The organism is Agaribacterium haliotis, from assembly GCF_002312815.1.
Classification (GTDB): Bacteria; Pseudomonadota; Gammaproteobacteria; order Pseudomonadales; family Cellvibrionaceae; genus Agaribacterium; species Agaribacterium haliotis.
The window spans coordinates 502,574-520,953 of the sequence record NZ_NKQJ01000001.1; the positions used below are offsets into that span (position 1 = coordinate 502,574).

General features: G+C 52.8%; 22 protein-coding genes. 10 read left to right on the plus strand and 12 right to left on the minus strand.

What is annotated here, in order from left to right:
- Nucleotides 1-47 precede the first annotated feature (47 nt).
- From pal to ruvC, 9 genes are all read right to left on the minus strand, one after another.
- On the minus strand, nucleotides 48-542 hold the full coding sequence (gene pal / locus CFK45_RS02215) for a peptidoglycan-associated lipoprotein Pal (RefSeq protein ID WP_096084754.1): 495 nt from the start codon (nucleotides 540-542) through the stop codon (nucleotides 48-50).
- Nucleotides 543-642: 100 nt separating this feature from the next.
- Nucleotides 643-1,923 (minus strand): Tol-Pal system beta propeller repeat protein TolB, encoded by a 1,281-nt coding sequence (gene tolB / locus CFK45_RS02220; RefSeq protein ID WP_096084901.1) that lies wholly within the window; start codon nucleotides 1,921-1,923, stop codon nucleotides 643-645.
- Between the two features lie 5 nt (nucleotides 1,924-1,928).
- Nucleotides 1,929-2,669: a cell envelope integrity protein TolA gene (tolA, locus tag CFK45_RS02225; protein WP_143247450.1), complete on the minus strand. Its 741-nt coding sequence runs from the start codon at nucleotides 2,667-2,669 to the stop codon at nucleotides 1,929-1,931.
- Between the two features lie 14 nt (nucleotides 2,670-2,683).
- Nucleotides 2,684-3,097 carry a protein TolR gene (gene tolR, locus CFK45_RS02230; protein WP_096084756.1) on the minus strand — a complete coding sequence of 138 codons (414 nt, stop codon included), beginning with the start codon at nucleotides 3,095-3,097 and terminating at the stop codon, nucleotides 2,684-2,686.
- 9 nt (nucleotides 3,098-3,106) lie between these two features.
- Nucleotides 3,107-3,784, minus strand: a complete 678-nt coding sequence (gene tolQ, locus CFK45_RS02235) for a protein TolQ (protein ID WP_096084757.1) — start codon at nucleotides 3,782-3,784, stop codon at nucleotides 3,107-3,109.
- Complete coding sequence (locus CFK45_RS02240) at nucleotides 3,781-4,374, minus strand: YbgC/FadM family acyl-CoA thioesterase (protein ID WP_096084758.1); 594 nt, start codon at nucleotides 4,372-4,374, stop codon at nucleotides 3,781-3,783. Before CFK45_RS02240 ends, tolQ begins: the two co-directional genes overlap by 4 nt.
- A 6-nt stretch (nucleotides 4,375-4,380) precedes the next feature.
- A complete protein-coding gene (gene ruvB, locus CFK45_RS02245) occupies nucleotides 4,381-5,415 on the minus strand; it encodes a Holliday junction branch migration DNA helicase RuvB (RefSeq protein ID WP_096084759.1) in 1,035 nt (344 codons plus the stop codon).
- A gap of 67 nt (nucleotides 5,416-5,482) precedes the next feature.
- Entirely contained in the window at nucleotides 5,483-6,097 is a 615-nt protein-coding gene (ruvA, locus tag CFK45_RS02250; RefSeq protein WP_096084760.1) for a Holliday junction branch migration protein RuvA, read from the minus strand.
- Nucleotides 6,094-6,618: a crossover junction endodeoxyribonuclease RuvC gene (gene ruvC / locus CFK45_RS02255; RefSeq protein WP_096084902.1), complete on the minus strand. Its 525-nt coding sequence runs from the start codon at nucleotides 6,616-6,618 to the stop codon at nucleotides 6,094-6,096. Before ruvC ends, ruvA begins: the two co-directional genes overlap by 4 nt.
- A gap of 165 nt (nucleotides 6,619-6,783) precedes the next feature.
- Between ruvC and CFK45_RS02260 the strand changes: the two genes are divergently transcribed.
- Both CFK45_RS02260 and CFK45_RS02265 read left to right on the plus strand, forming a co-directional pair.
- Complete coding sequence (locus tag CFK45_RS02260; RefSeq protein WP_096084761.1) at nucleotides 6,784-7,602, plus strand: glycosyltransferase family A protein; 819 nt, start codon at nucleotides 6,784-6,786, stop codon at nucleotides 7,600-7,602.
- 49 nt (nucleotides 7,603-7,651) lie between these two features.
- Nucleotides 7,652-8,491: a glycosyltransferase family 2 protein gene (locus tag CFK45_RS02265; RefSeq protein WP_096084762.1), complete on the plus strand. Its 840-nt coding sequence runs from the start codon at nucleotides 7,652-7,654 to the stop codon at nucleotides 8,489-8,491.
- Nucleotides 8,492-8,493: 2 nt separating this feature from the next.
- On the opposite strand, the gene CFK45_RS02270 is transcribed toward CFK45_RS02265, so the two are convergent.
- On the minus strand, nucleotides 8,494-9,660 hold the full coding sequence (locus tag CFK45_RS02270) for a glycosyltransferase (protein ID WP_096084763.1): 1,167 nt from the start codon (nucleotides 9,658-9,660) through the stop codon (nucleotides 8,494-8,496).
- Between the two features lie 89 nt (nucleotides 9,661-9,749).
- On the opposite strand from CFK45_RS02270, the gene CFK45_RS02275 reads away from it, so the two are divergent.
- The 5 genes from CFK45_RS02275 to CFK45_RS02295 all read left to right on the plus strand — a co-directional run bounded on the left by CFK45_RS02275 (nucleotide 9,750) and on the right by CFK45_RS02295 (nucleotide 14,372).
- A complete protein-coding gene (locus CFK45_RS02275) occupies nucleotides 9,750-10,742 on the plus strand; it encodes a Stealth CR1 domain-containing protein (RefSeq protein WP_158224581.1) in 993 nt (330 codons plus the stop codon).
- A 97-nt stretch (nucleotides 10,743-10,839) separates the two neighbouring features.
- Nucleotides 10,840-11,913, plus strand: coding sequence for a glycosyltransferase family 4 protein (locus CFK45_RS02280; RefSeq protein WP_239923510.1), 1,074 nt, complete (start codon nucleotides 10,840-10,842; stop codon nucleotides 11,911-11,913).
- Nucleotides 11,914-11,936: 23 nt separating this feature from the next.
- A complete protein-coding gene (gene lpxL, locus CFK45_RS02285; RefSeq protein ID WP_096084765.1) occupies nucleotides 11,937-12,860 on the plus strand; it encodes an LpxL/LpxP family Kdo(2)-lipid IV(A) lauroyl/palmitoleoyl acyltransferase in 924 nt (307 codons plus the stop codon).
- Nucleotides 12,861-12,887: 27 nt separating this feature from the next.
- Nucleotides 12,888-13,385 (plus strand): YqhA family protein, encoded by a 498-nt coding sequence (locus CFK45_RS02290; RefSeq protein WP_096084766.1) that lies wholly within the window; start codon nucleotides 12,888-12,890, stop codon nucleotides 13,383-13,385.
- A 6-nt stretch (nucleotides 13,386-13,391) separates the two neighbouring features.
- Nucleotides 13,392-14,372, plus strand: coding sequence for a glycosyltransferase family 2 protein (locus CFK45_RS02295; protein ID WP_096084767.1), 981 nt, complete (start codon nucleotides 13,392-13,394; stop codon nucleotides 14,370-14,372).
- Between the two features lie 66 nt (nucleotides 14,373-14,438).
- Here the strand turns inward: CFK45_RS02295 and CFK45_RS02300 are convergent, their stop codons facing one another.
- Nucleotides 14,439-15,278 carry a glycosyltransferase family 2 protein gene (locus tag CFK45_RS02300; protein ID WP_096084768.1) on the minus strand — a complete coding sequence of 280 codons (840 nt, stop codon included), beginning with the start codon at nucleotides 15,276-15,278 and terminating at the stop codon, nucleotides 14,439-14,441.
- An 83-nt stretch (nucleotides 15,279-15,361) separates the two neighbouring features.
- Nucleotides 15,362-16,477 carry an alanine dehydrogenase gene (gene ald / locus CFK45_RS02305; RefSeq protein ID WP_096084769.1) on the minus strand — a complete coding sequence of 372 codons (1,116 nt, stop codon included), beginning with the start codon at nucleotides 16,475-16,477 and terminating at the stop codon, nucleotides 15,362-15,364.
- Nucleotides 16,478-16,603: 126 nt separating this feature from the next.
- Between ald and CFK45_RS02310 the strand changes: the two genes are divergently transcribed.
- The 3 genes from CFK45_RS02310 to CFK45_RS02320 are packed head-to-tail and all read left to right on the plus strand — an operon-like array spanning nucleotide 16,604 to nucleotide 18,378.
- Nucleotides 16,604-16,906 (plus strand): BufA1 family periplasmic bufferin-type metallophore, encoded by a 303-nt coding sequence (locus tag CFK45_RS02310; RefSeq protein ID WP_096084770.1) that lies wholly within the window; start codon nucleotides 16,604-16,606, stop codon nucleotides 16,904-16,906.
- 4 nt (nucleotides 16,907-16,910) lie between these two features.
- A complete protein-coding gene (locus CFK45_RS02315; RefSeq protein WP_096084771.1) occupies nucleotides 16,911-17,777 on the plus strand; it encodes an MbnB/TglH/ChrH family RiPP precursor modification enzyme in 867 nt (288 codons plus the stop codon).
- Nucleotides 17,767-18,378, plus strand: a complete 612-nt coding sequence (locus CFK45_RS02320) for an HvfC/BufC family peptide modification chaperone (RefSeq protein ID WP_096084772.1) — start codon at nucleotides 17,767-17,769, stop codon at nucleotides 18,376-18,378. Before CFK45_RS02315 ends, CFK45_RS02320 begins: the two co-directional genes overlap by 11 nt.
- The last annotated feature ends 2 nt before the right edge of the window (nucleotides 18,379-18,380 follow it).

The following is an 18,380-nucleotide window of genomic DNA, read 5'->3' on the forward strand; positions in this document are numbered from 1 at the left end:
CAAAGGGCAACGGCTACTGGAAGCTTACTCATCATTGATGAATAAAATTACTTGAGTTCAACGCGACGGTTAGCAGCCCAGGAAGCTTCGTTGCTGCCAGTCTTGGCAGGACGCTCTTCACCGTAGCTAACAGTTTCGATGTCGGCAGCGGCGACACCGTTCAGTACTAAAAAGTCGCGTACAGCGTTGGCACGGCGCTCGCCGAGAGCCATGTTGTATTCGCGGCTACCGCGCTCATCAGCGTGGCCTTCTAAACGAACTGAAGAGGTGTATTTTTTCAGGCACTCAGCTTGAACCAACAGCGCTGCACGAGAGTTAGCAGTCAGCAGGCTCTGGTCAAAATCAAAGTAGAAAACACTTGCGGCAGAGGCGCACTTTTGTTTTTCGGCGGCTTCAGCAGCAGCGGCAGCTTCGGCAGCAGCAGCTTCAGCAGCGGCGGCAGCGTCGGCGTCAGAAGTATCTTCTGCTTCTTGGTTTGAAGAACAGGCTACCAGCGCAGCCAGAGTTGCTGCAGTCATTGCAGTTTTAAATGATTTAACCATTAGATCACTCCCGGTATTTTTTTAAAGCAAGTCGAAACTTTGTGCAGTCCCTTTAACCCTGTTAAATCGCGGCTATCGAAACTCGTTTTCTTTAGTTGGTTTAATTCACAAACGGCGACCAAGCCGGTTCGCGAACGTCCCCTTTTTTAGATGGCAGTCTAAACTTCAAACCGGCATCCATAGATACTGCTGCCAGTACCCCCTGATTGTTGTACTGCGTCGCGTACAGCAACATCGCGCCATTTGGTGCTATTGTCGGCGATTCATCCAACCAAGTTTCGGTCAGCACTCGCATCCGCCCACTGGCTATATCCTGCCAGGCAATGTGGAAAACCCCACTTTCCCGGTGCACCATCACAATACTGCGCCCGTCTGGACTAACCCTTCCGCGCGCATTGTAATCACCGTCGAAGGTTAAGCGTTCTACGCGCCCGCTGGCAAGCCCTATTTGATATATTTGCGGACTTCCGCCTCGATTTGACGTAAAAATCAGGGATTTCCCATCGGGCGACCAATTGGGTTCGGTATCGATAGCACGGTTGTGTGTCACCCTCGTTAATTTTTTTGTCGCCAAATCCAAAGTGTAGAGTTCGGGGTTGCCGTCTTTCGATAACACAAATGCAAGCTTGCTACCATCGGGCGACCACGCCGGGGCGCCATTGAGGCCGCGAAAATTTGTCAGCTGTTCGCGCACACCACTGACCAAATCGTGACGAAAAATTGCCGGCCGCGAGGTTTCAAAACTGACATAGGCCACCTGGTTCATCGACGGCGACCACGCCGGGCTCATTAGCGGCTCGGACGACTTAAATAATATTTCAGGGCGGGCGCCATCGATATCCGCTTTGACAAGGCGATAACGCGTCGGGCCCTCGACATTCATATCTTCGACATAAAGCATCTTGGTAGAAAAAATACCGCGAATATTCGTAATCGCCTCGTAGATTTGATCACTGGCGGCGTGGGCAATATCGCGTATCGCCTCGGCGCGCCCTTTTGTCACCTTCTGAAAGACTTTGCGCTGGGCCAACACGTCAAACAGCTGGTAGTCGAGCGCGTAGAGCTCGCCGTCCTGATAGACGCGGCCAATAACAATATAAGCTGCGCCAAGCAGGCGCCAGTCGCGATAATAAATATCCTGCTCGGAGCTCGGAAACGCGAGCATATCTGCGGTGGGAATCGAGTGAAAAAAGCCACTCATTTGCAAATCGTTGCTGACAATATTGCGAATATTGTCGTCGGACTTCGGTTTAATACCGGCAAACGGCACCACCGCAATCGGTGTTGGATCGTCCATGCCCTGAGTAATTTCAATCGTAATTTGCGCAAGTGCCTCGCTTGCGCAAATTACACACAAAACCAGTGCACTAAAGCTTTTAATTAATCTCACTGTCTTAAATCCTGAGGGTTAAACACCAAACGCAGCTGTCGATAATACTTCTCAAACACCTGCGCCGACATAGTTTTTATTTCCGGAAACTCTTCCGCTTTTTGCACCGCCTGCTCCGCCGAGCGATCAAAAGCGGCGTTGCCGCTCGTCTCAACCACCGCGACATTCACTACCCGCCCGGTCGGCACCAATGTAATAAGCAGTTCACAGCGCATGCCATTGCGCGCCGACGGCGGCCGGCTCCAGTTTTGCTCGATGCGCTGACTAATTGCGGCTATGTAGCTCTGCGCTTCGAGCTCTTGCTCTTGTTCAGCGACGGCGAGCTGCTCATCTTTAAGCGCCTGCTCAAGCTCGAGCATACGCTGGCGCTCTTGTTCTTGTTTTTGCTGTTCACGCTTTTTCTTCTCAAGCTCCTGCTGTTTTAGCTTGTCCTGATCCGGCGTTTTTTTCGGGGCTTTTTTCTCCACAACCGGTGCTTTTTTAGGCGGCGCAGGTTTCTTCTTTTTGGTCAAATCCACTTTTTTGGGCTGCGCTTTTTTTTGTATTTTTTTGGTTTCGGGCTTTAACTTAACCAACTTAGCTTCGATATAGCGCGGCGGCGGCGTAATACGCTTTGCCTCTTGCTCACCTTTCCAAACAAACAAGAACACTCCGCCCAACAACAGGTGCGCCACCAGGCTGAGCACAAAAGCACCGGAGCTAAAAACTGAACGAGGTGGGCTAAGATCTCTGGGCACAGGACAAACTCAACTTAAGGTTCTGTCACCAGGCCAACAGATTCTGCGCCCGCATTTTGTAAATCTGTCATCAGCTGCACAACTTTGCCGTACTCAACTTTTTGATCACCCCAGACAAGAATGGGCGTATCGGGTTTATTGCGCAGCACCTTAGCCACGGTATCGGCAATGTCTTTCAGCGGTTTTGCGACCTTTTGTTGTTTGCCGGTATTAAGGTACAAACTGCCATCTTGTTTAATGGACACAATTAATGGCTCCGCCTCTTTTTTATCGAGCGGTTTAGATGGCGCCTGCGGCAACTCGACCTTGACCCCTTGCATCAAAAGCGGTGCGGTGACCATAAAAATAATAAGCAGAACAAGCATCACGTCGATATAAGGTACGACGTTGATTTCCGCCATCGGCTTGTGCTTTTTTTTTGTCGCCATCGCTGCGCCCTACTTGCTGTGAACCTGACGATGCAGAATGGATGAAAACTCTTCAGAAAATGTTTGGTAAGCGCTGACCAAGGCATCGGCATTGGCAGAAAAACGGTTGTACGCAAGCACTGCGGGTATCGCTGCAAATAGGCCCATCGCTGTCGCCACCAGGGCTTCGGAAATACCCGGCGCTACCGTCGCCAAAGTCGCCTGATGCTGACTAGCAAGACCGCGAAAGCTGTTCATAATGCCCCACACCGTACCAAATAAACCGATATAGGGGCTGACAGAGGCGACACTGGCCAAAAACGGCAGGTTGTTTTCGAGTTTTTCTTCTTCGCGACTGACGGCTACACGCATTGCCCGCTGCGTACCCTCCATCACGGCGTCGGCATCGGCACTGCCCTGCTGACGCAAGCGCGAAAACTCTTTAAAGCCGGCGCGAAAGATATTCTCTGCGCCGTCTATGCGCTCGTCACCATTGCCACTGCGATACAACTGAGTTAAATCGACGCCGGACCAAAAGTGACTTTCAAAGTGGCGAAATAGTTTTTTTGCCCGGCGCTGGTACGAGCCCTGCTGCACAATAATGGCCCAGCTCAACACCGATGCGAGCACAAGAATAAGCATCACCAACTGCACCAATAAGCTGGCGCCACTGATTAAATGCCAAATAGATAAGGGATCCTGGCTCATGCCTCGGTCTCTCCTGATTCAGAAGTAATAGAATTTAATTGGGGTAAATGCGCACGGAGAATATTCGCCAACTGCGGCGTAAACGCCTTAGGCTTAAAGCTCACCCTGTCGACACAGACTATGCGGATAGAGCCCTCAGCGATCAATTCAAAGCCTTCAGCGATTAGATCATAGCCCTCAGCGATTAAATCAGAGCCTTTAGCAATCAAATCAAAGCCTTTAGCAGCTGGATCAGAGCCGTCAGCGGCGAGTGTGTCAGAGCACTCAGCGCTCGGCTTAGATAAACCTGCGCCCTGTCGCCAAAGCTGCTGTTCAAACAACACAAAACTGCGGCCTAATTTCACGGGGCGGGCACTGATAAACAGCTCGTCGTCGAGGCGAGCACTTTTTTTGTAGTCGATGCTCGCCGAGGCAACCACCAGCGCGTGTTCAGCGCTGGGCAGGGCCGCTTGAGCAACACCGTTCTTGCGCAAAAAATCGCTGCGGGCGCGCTCCATAAATTTGAGGTAATTGGGGTAATACACTACACCACCGGCATCCGTATCTTCGATGTAGACACGCACGCGGCTGAAAAATTCCGTTGCCGCCATAGGGAGTTACAGTCCGGGCAAACCTTCCTGCTGCTGTCGCTTCGGGGCTGCCATCGCAAAATGTTTATAACAAGCATCCGTCGCCATGCGGCCACGCGGAGTGCGCACAACAAAACCCTGTTGAATTAAGTAGGGTTCAAGCACATCCTCTATCGTATCACGCTCTTCGCTGATTGCCGCAGCGAGGCTATCGACGCCAACCGGGCCGCCGCCAAACTTTTCCATAATTGCCAACAGCAGGCGCCTGTCCATATGATCAAAACCAAAGCTGTCGACATTGAGCATATTTAAAGCAAGGTCGGCAACTTCGGCCGAGATCAAACCGTCGGCTTTTACCTCGGCGTAGTCTCTTACGCGGCGCAACAAACGATTGGCAATACGCGGCGTGCCGCGCGAGCGGCGAGCCACTTCGGCAGCGCCACTGTCATCGATGGCCACGCCACTCAAACGCGAAGCGCGGCTGACGATTCTAGTCAGGTCCTGCTGATTGTAAAACTCCAATCTCTGCACGATGCCAAAACGATCACGCAATGGCGACGTTAACAGACCCGCGCGCGTGGTTGCACCAACCAGCGTAAACGGCGGTAAATCGAGTTTGATCGAACGCGCAGCCGGGCCCTCACCGATCATAATATCGAGCTGAAAGTCTTCCATCGCCGGATACAGAACTTCTTCAACAACGGGGCTCAGGCGGTGAATCTCATCGATAAAAATAACATCGCCCGCTTCGAGATTAGTAAGCAGAGCAGCCAGGTCGCCGGCTTTTTCAAGCACGGGGCCGGAAGTGCACTTAAGGTTGGCGCCCATTTCTTCAGCGATAATATTGGCCAGCGTGGTTTTACCCAGGCCGGGCGGGCCAAAAATCAGGGTGTGATCAAGCGCTTCAGCGCGCTTGCGAGCGGCGGCAATAAAAATCTCCATCTGCTCTTTCACCGCCGGCTGACCGATATAGTCGGCCAAAGTCTTCGGGCGAACGGCCCTATCCAATTGCTCTTCTTTGGGCTGGGGCTGGGCTCCGATTAAACGGTCTTCTTCTATCATGCTCGCAGTTCGGTGCTTTTGTAATTCAATGATTTAGTGCTCAGGCAGCAGACAATGCATAAGTAAATTAGGCGGGCAGCATCGACTTTAACGCCAGGCGGATCAGAGCCTCGGCACTTGCCCCCTCTTCGGGCGCAACCTTAGACACAGCCTTGGCCGCTTCGACCGGTTTGTAACCAAGTGCCACCAGAGCACTTTCCGCTTCGGCCAGGGCCAGCTTTTGCTGGGCGCGATTCGGTGCGGCATCGTTAACAAGCGGCTCCGGCGAGCTCTGATAATCCCAGGCTTTGAGTTTATCGCGTATTTCGATGATCAAGCGCTCTGCGGTTTTTTTACCGACGCCGGGCACCTTCACCAAGGTACTGAGCTCTTCTTCCATCACACAGCGCACGATGTCATCGCGCGACATGGACATAAGCGCCAACGCCATTTTCGGGCCTACACCGCTGACCTTGATCAACAGCCGAAACAGCGCTCTGTCTTCTTTGCTGATAAAAGCAAACAGCTGCTGGTTTGTCTCCGACACCGCAAAGTGGGTGTAAACAATGGCCTCTTGACCAAGCTCCGGCAAGGCAAAAATGCTGGTCATCGGCGCCTGTAATTCATAGCCGACACCGCCACACTCCAGCAACAAATACGGCGCCTGCTTTTCCAGCAAACACCCGCGCAAGCGACCGATCATAAGCTTATTCTTCCCCGTCGAAAGCGCAGCCCTGGCTTAAGCTGCGCCAGCGTTCGCTCACTGTTGATATGGCACAGGGCAACGGCCAGAGCATCGGCTGCATCCTCCTGTGGCACGGCACTTAGCTTTAACAAGCTGGTGACCATGTGTTGAACCTGAGTTTTATCGGCCGCGCCCGTACCAACCACGCTCTGTTTAACCTTGCGCGCCTCGTACTCGCTAATTGCAAGCCCCCGACACGAAGCCGCAACAATGGCTGCACCGCGCGCCTGCCCGAGCTTCAAGGCCGAGCGGGCATTGTTGGCCATAAAGACGTCTTCAATGGCGCAGTGCGTGGGCCGGTACTTGTCGATCACAAGCAGCATGTTGTCGTAAATATAAGCGAGGCGTTCGGGCAAGCTCAATTCACTCGGGATGCGAATAAGGCCGCTGGCAACATAGACAGGCTTCGCCGCCGACGCATCAAGCACAGCAAAACCGGTTTTGCGGGAGCCCGGGTCCACCCCTAGCACTAGAGACATAGCTGGATATTTACTCAGTATTTCTCGGCGGAGTTTTTCAGTTTCACCAGGGGATGTCAAGCTGAGTACAGGCTGGCGAGATGACATAGTACCGCTAACAGCATTAATGCCCGCAAGCGCACATTGCTTTATAATCCGCCGGCAAAATCACGGCATCCCAACTTCATGAAACTAAAAGAACTCCCCGCTTCGCTGCTGCGCTCGGCTCAGTTGTCACTGCAAAAGCCATCGAGCTTAAGCGCCAAAGCCAACAAGCGCGCCGAAGGTTTAATTGTTTCATTCACCTCGATAGCACCGCGCCTGCACGTCGTACATCTAACGGTACGCAGCCTGCTCGCCCAAAGTGTTGAAGCCGATTTTATTGTTCTGTGGCTGCAAAAAGGCCTTGAAAACAAAGTGCCCAAGCGCTTGCTTAAACTGCAAAGTGATCAATTTAAAATCAACTACGTCGATGAGGGCTGCTCTCATCGCAAGTTAGTCGAGGCCATGCGCCACTACCCCGGTAAAAGTGTGGTCACCTGTGACGACGACATGCTCTACGGCCCGGACTGGCTCGAGCGCCTCTGGCACGAACACCAGCGCTTCCCGCACAGTGTTATCGCCCACGAGTGCCGGCGCATTGCAACGGACAAATCGGGTAAGACCCTGCCCTACAAATACTGGCAGAGCGAAGAGTGTGGCCTCAGCCACCGCAATACCTTAGCCATCGGTTACGGTGGTGTGCTCTACCCTGCCGGCCTGATGCCCGAGCAGAGCCTTGAACGCGAACTGTATATGCAGCTGGCGCCGCGCGCCGACGATCTGTGGTTTAAAGCCATGAGCCTTCGCGCCGGCATCGACACCCGGCGCAGCGAACTGAGCCGCCCCAAACCACAACCGATCGCATTTAGCCAAAGTTTTTCATTAAAAAAACACAATGTGCGCGAAGACGGCAACCTGCTACAGTGGAATGCTTTGGCCGAGCACTTTGCGCTCAACTTATAAGATCACCCAAAAACAACAGCTTAAAGTTAACAGTAAATAGGCACCGAGCTTGAAAATCAGCGTTATTTTTACCACCTACAACAGCCCGGCTTGGCTTGAAAAAGTACTGTGGGGTTTTAGCTGTCAGACCGACAAAGATTTTGAAGTCCTGGTTGCCGACGACGGCTCCGGCGACGAGACCCGAGCAGTGATAGAACGCTTCCAGCAAAGCGGCGAGTTCTCACTCAAGCATATTTGGCACAAAGACGAGGGCTTTAAAAAATGCGAGATACTCAATAAAGCCATTATCGCCTCGAGCGGCGACTACATAATTATGACCGACGGCGACTGCATTCCGCGCAAAGATTTTGTTGCTGTACACCGGCAGCACGCCCAGCCGGGCCACTTTTTATCCGGTGGCTATTTCAAATTACCCATGGGCACCAGTCGCCAAATCAACCGGGAAGATATTCAAAGTGGTCGCTGCTTTAACAAAAGCTGGCTGCTAAAAAACGGCGTAAAAAACTCACACAAGCTGATGAAGCTAAGTGCAGGCCCGCTGCGCGCAAGCCTTTTTAACGCACTCACCCCAACCAAACGCACCTGGAACGGCCACAACGCCTCTTGCTTTAAAAGCGACATGCTCAAAGTTAACGGCTTTGATGAGCGCATGGGCTACGGTGGTCAAGATGTCGAATTTGGCCTGCGCCTGAAAAACCTCGGTTTAAAAGCTAAACAAATACGCTATAGCGCCATTGTTATCCATCTAGACCACAAGCGCGGTTACGCCACACAAGAAAGCATCGAAGCCAACCGAAAAATGCGCGCCCACACCATTGAGGCCAAGGTTATATCCACCCCCGTCGGCATCAGCCAGCGCCTCGAAATCGACAGCAAAAATCGCGTATAAAATCAGGCGTAACCACCGCCGCGCTTTAAAAAAGGCAAAAGGCGCATGGTGATAAGTTTGCCGTCAGCGGGGTGCTGAAGCAGCGAGCGAATCGCCGCCTCTGGTGCAAGATAACTCTGGTAGTAGTCAATCGCAGCGGCGCTCATCTGTCGCCACCTCGTTTCGGGCATGGCCATGGCATCGGCAACAACCTGCTTAAGAGAAGTGTCATCGCTGTAGACAAGGCAGTTTTTGCCGTGCTCAAGCGCGGGAAACAACAAGCGGTTGTACTGCAAAATAGGCACAACCCCAAGCGCTAAGGACTCAATCAAGTTGTGGGACATTGGGTAGCGCACCCCCGGTAAAGCCAGAAAAAAGCGCGCTTTTGCCAAACTTGCCAGCCACTGATCGGCGCCAATCTTGCACTGTGAATTCTCTATCACTTGAATACCGGGCCAATCAGAATTTAAGTGCTCGCCAAGTGTTTGCTGCTCGCTAGTCTGACGCCACTGGGGCCCAAAAGCCGACTTTAATACGGCCAGGGCCTTGGCGCGCGGCATCACCGAGTATATTTTTTCTATCGCCGCTTTGCTGTACTTGCCTTCCTGAGCACCGCCGCCAAAAAACACCGACCACTGGCGCCGGGTTTGACGCAAGTGCTTAAGCTGTAAATCCTGGGCACTGCGATAGACACCGGAAAACATAGGGAAAGGCATCGGGAAGTCCGTCGATGCCTCATTGAAATCGCTGTCAAAACTGACCCGCACGGCTTTCTGGGCCGCGTTGAAATAACTGCTGCGCTTCGGTGCATCACTGACAAGCACAAAAGGCTGGGCCGGCGCCTGCCCGCGCAATACTTGCAGGGCCTGCTGCTGCACAAAGGCTTTGTGTTTGTGGTGCAGGTTGCTCAAAAAACTATAGCGATCCACCACGAAAGGCTGAAAACCCGCGCGTTGAAAAAAAGTGTAGAGCGCATAAAAGCGCCGCCCCTGGGGCCCGTCGATACGCTTTGAAAAAAAATCAAACAACACAACGGCGCTATTGCTCTGTTCAGGCACAGAAAATACCGGCGCCGCTGCAAAGTGCGCACGCAACTTGCGATAGCGCTGAAAACTCTTAAAACACAAAAAACAGCGGAACTCTCGAATAGAGTGATCGAGATAGTGAGAAAAATTCTGCAAAGCGTACATCGCCGCGCCCTCCAAAACCCGAAGCCAAGCCAGCGCAGCATCAAACTGCTATGATGCGGGGTTTTTCAGCTCAGCTTCGAAAATACAACATGGACAACGAGATAGACGCCGTCATTACCTGGGTAGATGGCAGCGACACTAAGCACCTGGATAAGCTCACAGACTATTTACGCAAACGCGGCCTTAGCCGCCCGGCCTCAGTCAACGCAGACCGCTTAAGCGACCTTGGCGAAATCGAATACTGCGTCGCTTCGCTGCTGGAGTTTGCCCCGTGGCTGCACAAAATCTATATCGTCACTGACAAGCAGACACCGGCGTTTTTAAATAAACAGCTAAGCCCAAGCGCCAAAAACAAAATCACAGTAATCGATCACCAACAGATCTTTAGCGATCACGAAGACAAGCTGCCGTGCTTTAACGCCCGCTCCATCCAAACGATGCTGCACCGCATACCCGGCTTAAAAGAGCGCTATCTCTATCTGAATGATGACTTTGCTTTGTTACAGAACGTTGAAATAGACGACTTTTTTATACAAAAAAAAATGGTGCTGCGCGGCCAGTGGTCGCTGCTGCCACCAAAAAAACTCAACCCGTCGGGGCTAAAGCGCCAGCTGAAAAGCTTGTTAAATCGGCGCTTCAGCCCGCGCCCGAGTTATTTATATGCACAACAGCTGGCGGCGTATCACGCTGGCTTAACATACCGCTACTTAAAACTCGAGCACAATGCCCACCCCTGCCTCAAACAAGACATGCTTGAGCTGGAACACAACAAACGCGAGCTGTTTAGCAACAACATAACACCGCCATTTCGAGACCACCGCCAGTTTATGGTCTATGCCTACAGTGCCTATCGCCATATAAAATCCGGCCAGTTTTGCATCGACAAACAGCACAAGACCCTGACGCTCTACCCCGGCAGGCAAGATCTCGCGCAGACAAACAAACTCATGCAGCAGGCAAATGAAGACAGCAGCTACATGTTTTGCTGCGTGCAAAGTTTAAGCAGCGGCAGCCCGGCACAGATAAGCAGCATTAAGAGCTGGCTCGGCAGTCGTATCCCGGTCGAGAAGTACTGGCACTAGCTGCGCGGCATTGCCCATCGAGCATTGCCGGCCCCAGGGCACCCGCCAACAGCGTAAATCTGGCATAATAACCAGCTAACCGCAGCAGATCGCCACCATGTCAAAATCTCAGAAGCCGCGCATAGAAGTTATCATCGGCAACAGCAACAAGCGCTTTTCGGGTGTTAGCTCAACCATGCTGCAAACCCTTGAGTACCAGCGCCACGAAACAGATATCGCCGTGCTCGGCAAGGCCCACCTCGACGGCGAGCTCAGCGAGCTCGGTTACAGCTTTAACAGCTTGAGAAAAGCGCTAAAGCAGCCACTGGAGCACGGCCGCTTTCGGGTTTTTCACGCCAGGCGCAACGACGAGATGATCCAGGCGCTGATTCTCAAACACATATGCCGGGTAAAAATGCGCATTCTTTTTACCTCAACGGCGCAGCGCTATCACAGCCGTTTTAGCCGCTGGTTGATGAGTAAAATGGACTGTGTTATCTCGACCTGCGCCGCCGCCGGCAAGTACTTAAACCCGCCGCCTGCCAAACTCATCGCCCACGGCATACGCACGGATATCTATCGCCCCGCGACACAGCGCTCAAATAAGAGCATTCAAATTGCTATGTTTGGCCGCGTGCGCAAACAAAAAGGCAGCGACCTGTTTGTCAAAGCCTGTTTAGCCGTATTGCCGCGCTTCCCCAACTGCAAGGCCCTGATTGTCGGCGCGATCAGCCCGGAGAACCAAAGCCTGGTTGATCAGCTGCGCCAGCGCATCAAGCAGGCAGGCTTAGAGCAAAGAATCGAATTTACCGGCGAGCTCGACTTTAATCAGCTGCCCGAGCTCTTTCGTCAAAGTCACCTTGTTGCGGCCTTAAGTCACACCGAGGGTTTTGGGCTTACCGTGCTTGAGGCCATGAGCAGCGGCGCCGCCGTGCTGGCAACTGAGGCCGGCGCCTGGCCGGAAATTATCGAGCAAGGTGTACAGGGCTGGGTGGTGCCAACCGGGGCGCAGCAGGCCATCAACGAAAAACTCGAACTTATGCTCAGCGATACGGACAAACTTATTAGCATGGGCCTGGCCGGGCGCGAGCGTGTGCTGAAATGTTATCGTATCGAACACGAAGCCGAGCAGCTGTGCGAGCTATACCGCGCCATGCAGGCGGCAGATTTTAACAGCGCCAAACTAAACTGAGCACCGACTGAATTTTAACACCGATGACTCCCGATCAATTTCGCAAACAACTGCTTCACCCCCGCTACTGGCCGTCGTGGCTGGCCTTTTGTTTGTGGTGGAGCTTTTGCCAATTGTTGCCGCTAGCCGCACAGATCTGGCTTGGCCGCAGAGTTGGGCGCTTGCTCTATAAACTCGGCGGATCAAGAAAACACATTGCCGAAAGAAATATCGAGCTGTGCTACCCCGAGCTCGACAAAGCCCAACAGCAACACCTGGTCAAACGCATACTCGAAGAAACGGCGATCGGCATCTTTGAAAGCGGCTGTGCATGGTTTTGGCCCAACTGGCGCTTTCGCAGGCTTTATGAAATTAAAGGCAAAAACCACATCGATAAAGCGCTTGCCGACGCCCAGGGTGTACTGTTCTTAGGTGTGCACTTCACCACCATCGAAATTGGCGCATCCATGGTCAACCTGGAGTTTCCTATCTCTGGTTTTTATCGGCCGCACACCAATGCCGTCTACGAGTGGGTGCAGGCCAAAGGGCGTGTGCGCCGCAACAAAGGCAGCAGCGTTATTCCCAACGGTGATGTGCGCGGCATACTCAAAGCACTGCGGGCGGGTAAAATCATTAACTACGCCCCGGATCAAGATTACGGCAAGCGGCGCTCGGTTTTTAGCCCGTTCTTTGGCATCGCCGCCGCAACGGTTAAAGCGCCGAGCCAACTGGCGTCTGCAGGGCGCGCACAAGTGCTAACCTGGGTCACACGCCGCTGCCCTAAAACAAACAAATACCTAATCGAAATTGGCGACAGCCTCAACGGTAAACTCGGCCAGGGTGAGCTTGCCGATGCCGAGTTAATCAACACCTTTATTGAAAAAGAAGTCAGGCAGAACACCGAACAGTATTTGTGGGTACACCGCCGTTTTAAAACTCGCCCGGACGGCGAGGCCACACTTTATTAAGCTGCATAATTAAGTTTGAGTTGAACTATGAGCAAACTATTTGGATCCTTTCGACTGCTTAGCTGGATAGCCATTGCCTGTTCTCTGGCGGGCTCCTTATTAATGTTTATTGCCGGCGCGGTAAAAACCTATAACGCCTATATCGCAGCCTTTGCCCCGCACTTACTGCCGGCAAGCACAAGTAACTTAAATCGCATCGACCAGGCCACAACCTATATGATCCAGGCCTTTGATGTTTTTTTAATCGCCTTGGTGTTGTACATCTTTGCCTGCGGTATCTATTCACTATTTATTGACGATGGCAATTCAAAAACGCGCCCACCAGTGCTCGGCTGGATCCACGTGCCGTCGATCAGCCACTTAAAACACGTACTCGCCGAAGTCATCGTTATTATTCTGTTTGTGCAGTTTCTCGAGGCTGCATTTGAGAACAACGACAACTTAAGCTGGAATTTACTGGTTCTACCGATATCCATTCTCCTTCTTGCGGGCAGTTTGAAACTACTTAATTTGAAAAAAAACTAACCGCTTATGCCGCACACTAAGCCTGCCATCAACTGCGCCGTTTCCATTGTTATTCCGGTCTACAATGTCGGCTGCTATATCGAAGAGTGTTTAAACAGTCTGTTGCAGCAGCAGTTTGAGTTGGGCCTTGAAATTATCGTTGTCGACGACTGCTCCAGCGATGACAGCCTCGCCAAAGCCCGGCACACACTCAAACACCAAAGCAACTGTAAAATCATTGCCCTGCCCCAAAATAGCGGCTGCGCACACGCGAGGAACACTGGCCTTGAAGCGGCCTTGGGCGACTATATCGCCTTTGTCGACCCGGACGATCACCTGCCCGAGAACGCAGTTTCCCTGCTCTACCGGGCGGCAACAAAACACGGCGCCGACATCGTCAAAGGCGGGCACACGCTCTTTAGCGATGAAAAACAGAGCCTGGCTGGGCAAAATACCGATAAAGCCCACTACTTCAAAGGCCCGGCGGTACTGAGTAATTTGTTTGCTCACGAGCTCGTTCGAGGTCACCCTTGGGGCAAGTTATTTCGCCGGCAACTGATAGAGAAGCTGCGCTTTCCGGCGGGCGTAACCATGGCCGAAGACCTGATCTTTTGCGCCGAAGCGTTCAGCCAGGCAAAAGACCTGGTTGTATTGCCCGATATTGTTTATCACTACCGTTTGCACTCGAGTAGCTGCACGGGAAATAAATATCACAACGGCGCTTATAATGCATGGTTAGACAGCATTGAAAGCTGCGCCAGGTTTATCACAACACCCGAGCAAAAACGTCAATATCAAAGTTTGCAGGTGCGCACGCTGTTGCAAATGGCAAAAGAAAGCCGCGATATCGCTCCGGGCATGCGAAGCGACGTGCTCGCAGCGATGGTAAAACGCCAGCAAGACTGGCAGATAAACCTGCTGAGTTTGCTCACAGCGCGCGCAACACTGCCTTCGCTATTTCGTTATCAGCGCTATTGCAGTGTGCTGCGAAAACTTAAAAAAACCTGAATAGAAAAACGAGCGCTTGCGCGGCCAAAACCCAAGCCCAAACACCTTGTTAACGCGAGACAAAAACTAACTTCGGTAGCAGCCCTTAAAAAGGGCGGCAGACAAAGCCAGGCGCTTGGAAAAAGTACCGCGTGTTTTATCTCTATCTTTGAGGATTTTTAGCAGGTCCTTGCAGAAAAACTTAAACTTTTCGCCGCCATCAAAACAGCGCTTTAACACCACACCTTTTGAGTAGGTGTTTTCTTTGCTAACAATAACGCCAGTGGAAATATCTGGGTGCACCACTAACGCGCTAGCGCAGTGCTGCACAAGGCCGCCGGCGCGATAAATATCGCTGAGCAGCACACTCTCTTCACCCATAGTGATACCACAGCCACTGCCTACGCCCATATCCTCGCGCATGCTGACGCCGCGCTCGGCTAAAAACACCCGGTTAACCACTATTTCAAAGCTCGCAACACGGAGCCGCTGCCTGGCGTTAAGCTCAGCACCGTCCTCAGGATACACAGCGCGGCGTCCGCCCGATTCGCGCAGCGATTCAAAACACAGACAGGCCAAGTGCGAAGCGCCGGCTAGCCGCTGGCAAAGCGTTAAAAACGCGCCCTCACAAAAAACAATGTCGTCATCCATTAACCACACCCACGCGTGCCGGGCGTGTTCAAACGCTAAATTCCTGCTTTTAGTCAGGCCTTGAGTCGTGGACAGCACATAGTTTACATCGCCACTGCGCTGCCAGCGTTGCTGCAACCTAAGCGCCGCCTCATCCAGCACAAATACCTCTGGCACTTGATGTATCAGCACAATATCGAGCTCGGGCAGCACTTTTTGAGCCTGTTCAACAACCGCCTGCGCCATAAGCAGGCGGTTGCCAAAGGTCGATATCGCAAGCGTAAATTCGGCGGTCATAGTTATCCTCAACAGCTGTCACCAGCCCCAAACATCAACGGCGAGTTCAGGGCAAATTTAAGCGGCCAAGAATACCACTTTAACTAGTGCTTAAGCAGCTGCTGAAGTGGCAGTGCGGGAAGCTCAAAAAGCTCGGCAAAATCGCCGCTGATTAGCGAGCCTTTATGGGCACTGAGACCCTCGGCAAAGTTGTTATCCGCCTCAAGCGCTTTTAAAGCGCTATCTGCCAAGTGTCGAACGTAGGGGAACAAAGCGTTCGTCAGGGCCTGGCTCGATGTTCTCGCGACGGCGCCGGGAATATTCGCCACACAATAGTGCACAACACCGTCGATCACATAGGTCGGCTCTGCGTGTGTAGTTGCACGACTGGTTTCAAAACAACCGCCCTGATCAATGGCGACATCAACCAGCACGGAACCACTCGCCAATTCGGCCAGCATGGCCCGGCTCAGTAATTTGGGCGCGGCGGCCCCCGGAATCAGCACCGCACCGACCACCACATCGGCACTGGGCAAAAGCTCCAGCACGTTTTGCTCACTTGCATACAGCGTTTTTAAGGCCGGGCCATAGAGCGCGTCTAATTCGCGCAGGCGCTCAAGAGATTTATCGAGGATATAGACGTCGGCGCCGAGCCCCATAGCCATGCGCGCAGCATTAATGCCGACCACACCGCCGCCGATCACCACCACCTTGGCCGGGGCAACGCCGGGCACACCACCGAGCAGCAAGCCGCTGCCACCCTGGGATTTTTCAAGGCAGTGCGCAGCCGCTTGAATGCTCATGCGCCCGGCAATTTCACTCATCGGCGCCAAAAGTGGCAATTTGCCAAACGAGTCGCGAACGGTTTCAAAGGCGATGGCGGTGACCTTTGAGTCGACCAGCGCCCGGCTCAACTCCGGTTCAGCGGCCAGGTGCAGATAAGCAAACAGAATCAAGTCTTCGCGCAGAAAAGCATATTCCTGTGGCTGAGGTTCTTTAACTTTTACCAATAGCTGTACACTGGCCCAAAGCTCAGCGGCTTGTTCAACAATAGTGGCGCCGGCCTGACGGTAGAGCTCATCGTCGTAACCAATGGCACTGCCGGCGTTTTTTTCAATGAACAACTCGTGCCCCTGCTGACAAAGCTCTTTTACCACTGCCGGGGTCAGCGCAACCCTGTACTCCTGCGCTTTAACCTCTTTTGGAACACCTATTTTCATTCTCGCCTCCGTCAAAGACTGTTGACTTAAGTTTACGCAAAGGCGCAATCAAATGCGCTGTCGCTTCGTTGATTAAGCAAGGCTGTGTAAGCCCGCCTGTTAATTACGTAATCAGAGGACGAAGCAATGAAAAAATTCCACAAAATAAGCTTGGCGCTTAGCGCAGGACTTATTAGCCAAAGCGCGCTAGCCGTTCCCGACAGCCCCAAAGCCTGGGAAAAATGCGCCGGTATTGCCAAGGCGGGAAAAAACGATTGCGGCGCACTCAACGGCAGCCACGACTGCGCGGGTCAGGCGCAAAGTGACAATCTCGACTACGAGTGGGTATATGTGCCCGAGGGCAGCTGTGAAAAAATTGTTGGCGGACGCGTAGCCAAAATTAAGCCGGCTAAAACTCACAACAGTCCCGTCAACAAAATCGAGAGCTAAACGCGTGAACAACTTCGTCCGCGGTGCCGGCCTCGGCTTGCGCCTGCCACACTGCCGCGAACTTTTGCAGCAGCGCCCCGACATCGACTGGCTGGAAATACACTGCTGTAATTTTTTGCGCAGCGAGTTCAACCAGGTAATACTCAGCGAAATTGCTGCGCATTACCCGCTGAGTTTTCACTGTGTCAGTTTAAATCTAGGCGGCCACCAGCCGCTTGACCAAGACTACTTAAAGCGCCTGCATGCGCTTTGCCTAACACTGCAACCGGCGCTGGTTTCATGTCACGCCTGCTTTAGCGCCGATGGCGGCGACTACTACCACGACCTGCTGCCGCTGCCATTTACCAAGGCCAGTCTCGACAATATCTGTACCCGTGTTAGCCAGGTTCAAGAGCGCCTCGGCCGCCCTATTTTGGTCGAAAACGTCAGCCGCTACGTCGACTACAAACACCAGGACATGAGCGAGGCCGACTTTCTTAACCAGCTTTGCCGGCGCACCGGTTGCGCATTAATTCTCGACCTGAGCAACGCCTATATCAACGCGTTTAATGTAGACGCCGATCTCAGCCAATTTTTCACCGAACTTAAACCCGGCTACGTTCAGGAAATTCATCTCGGCGGCTTTAGCGACAGGGACGGGCTATTTGTCGACAGCCACGACAGCGCCGTGGACGAAGCGCTGTGGGCCCTACTCAAACTCTATTTGGAATTCTGCCTAGACAAACACCGCACGCTCACGCCCGTACTTATTGAGTGGGACAACAAACTGCCGCCGCTTAGCGAACTGATCGCCGAGCAACAGCGCGCCAAACAATTATTGAACTGTGTGCAGACAAAGCACGCAAATAGGGATAGAGACCATGCAGCCTAATCGCAGCGAAGCTGAACAGCCCCACCCTGCACTGACGCCGCTTCAAAAACAGTTGCAACAGTTTTTAGACTACGTCGACGACAGCCGCCAGCCGGCGGCAAAGCTCTATAAAAACTTTCGGCTTAGCAGCCTGTGCAAAGCCTTAAACGACAGTTACCCGGCGGTAAAAAAAATACTCGGCAGCCGTTATTTTAACGTTTTGTGCCGGGTCTACGCCGAGTCGTTTCCGTCTCAGCAGTGGGATTTAAACCTCTACGGCAAAAGCTTTGCGAGCTTTTTGAGCGCTCAGCAACAAGCTCGCGCCGCGCCGGTGGCAAACTGGCCACTGCTTGCCAGTTTGGCCGAGCTTGAATACGCTTTTTGCCGCTTGTATTACGGCGGCGATATTAAGTGCCTGAGCTTGGATCTACACAGTACAAACACTTACGCTGCACTGGACTCATCAACGCTTTTGCGGCTTGTGAACGAGCACAGCTTGGTTGAGCTTGTCGGGCAGCTGCCGGCAAGCGCACGTTATTTTGAGCTTCGCCCTTACCGGTACCGCCTCTTGTTAAGCTGTTATAAAAACCGCACACTGCAGGCCGAGCTGTCCGAGCCGTGACC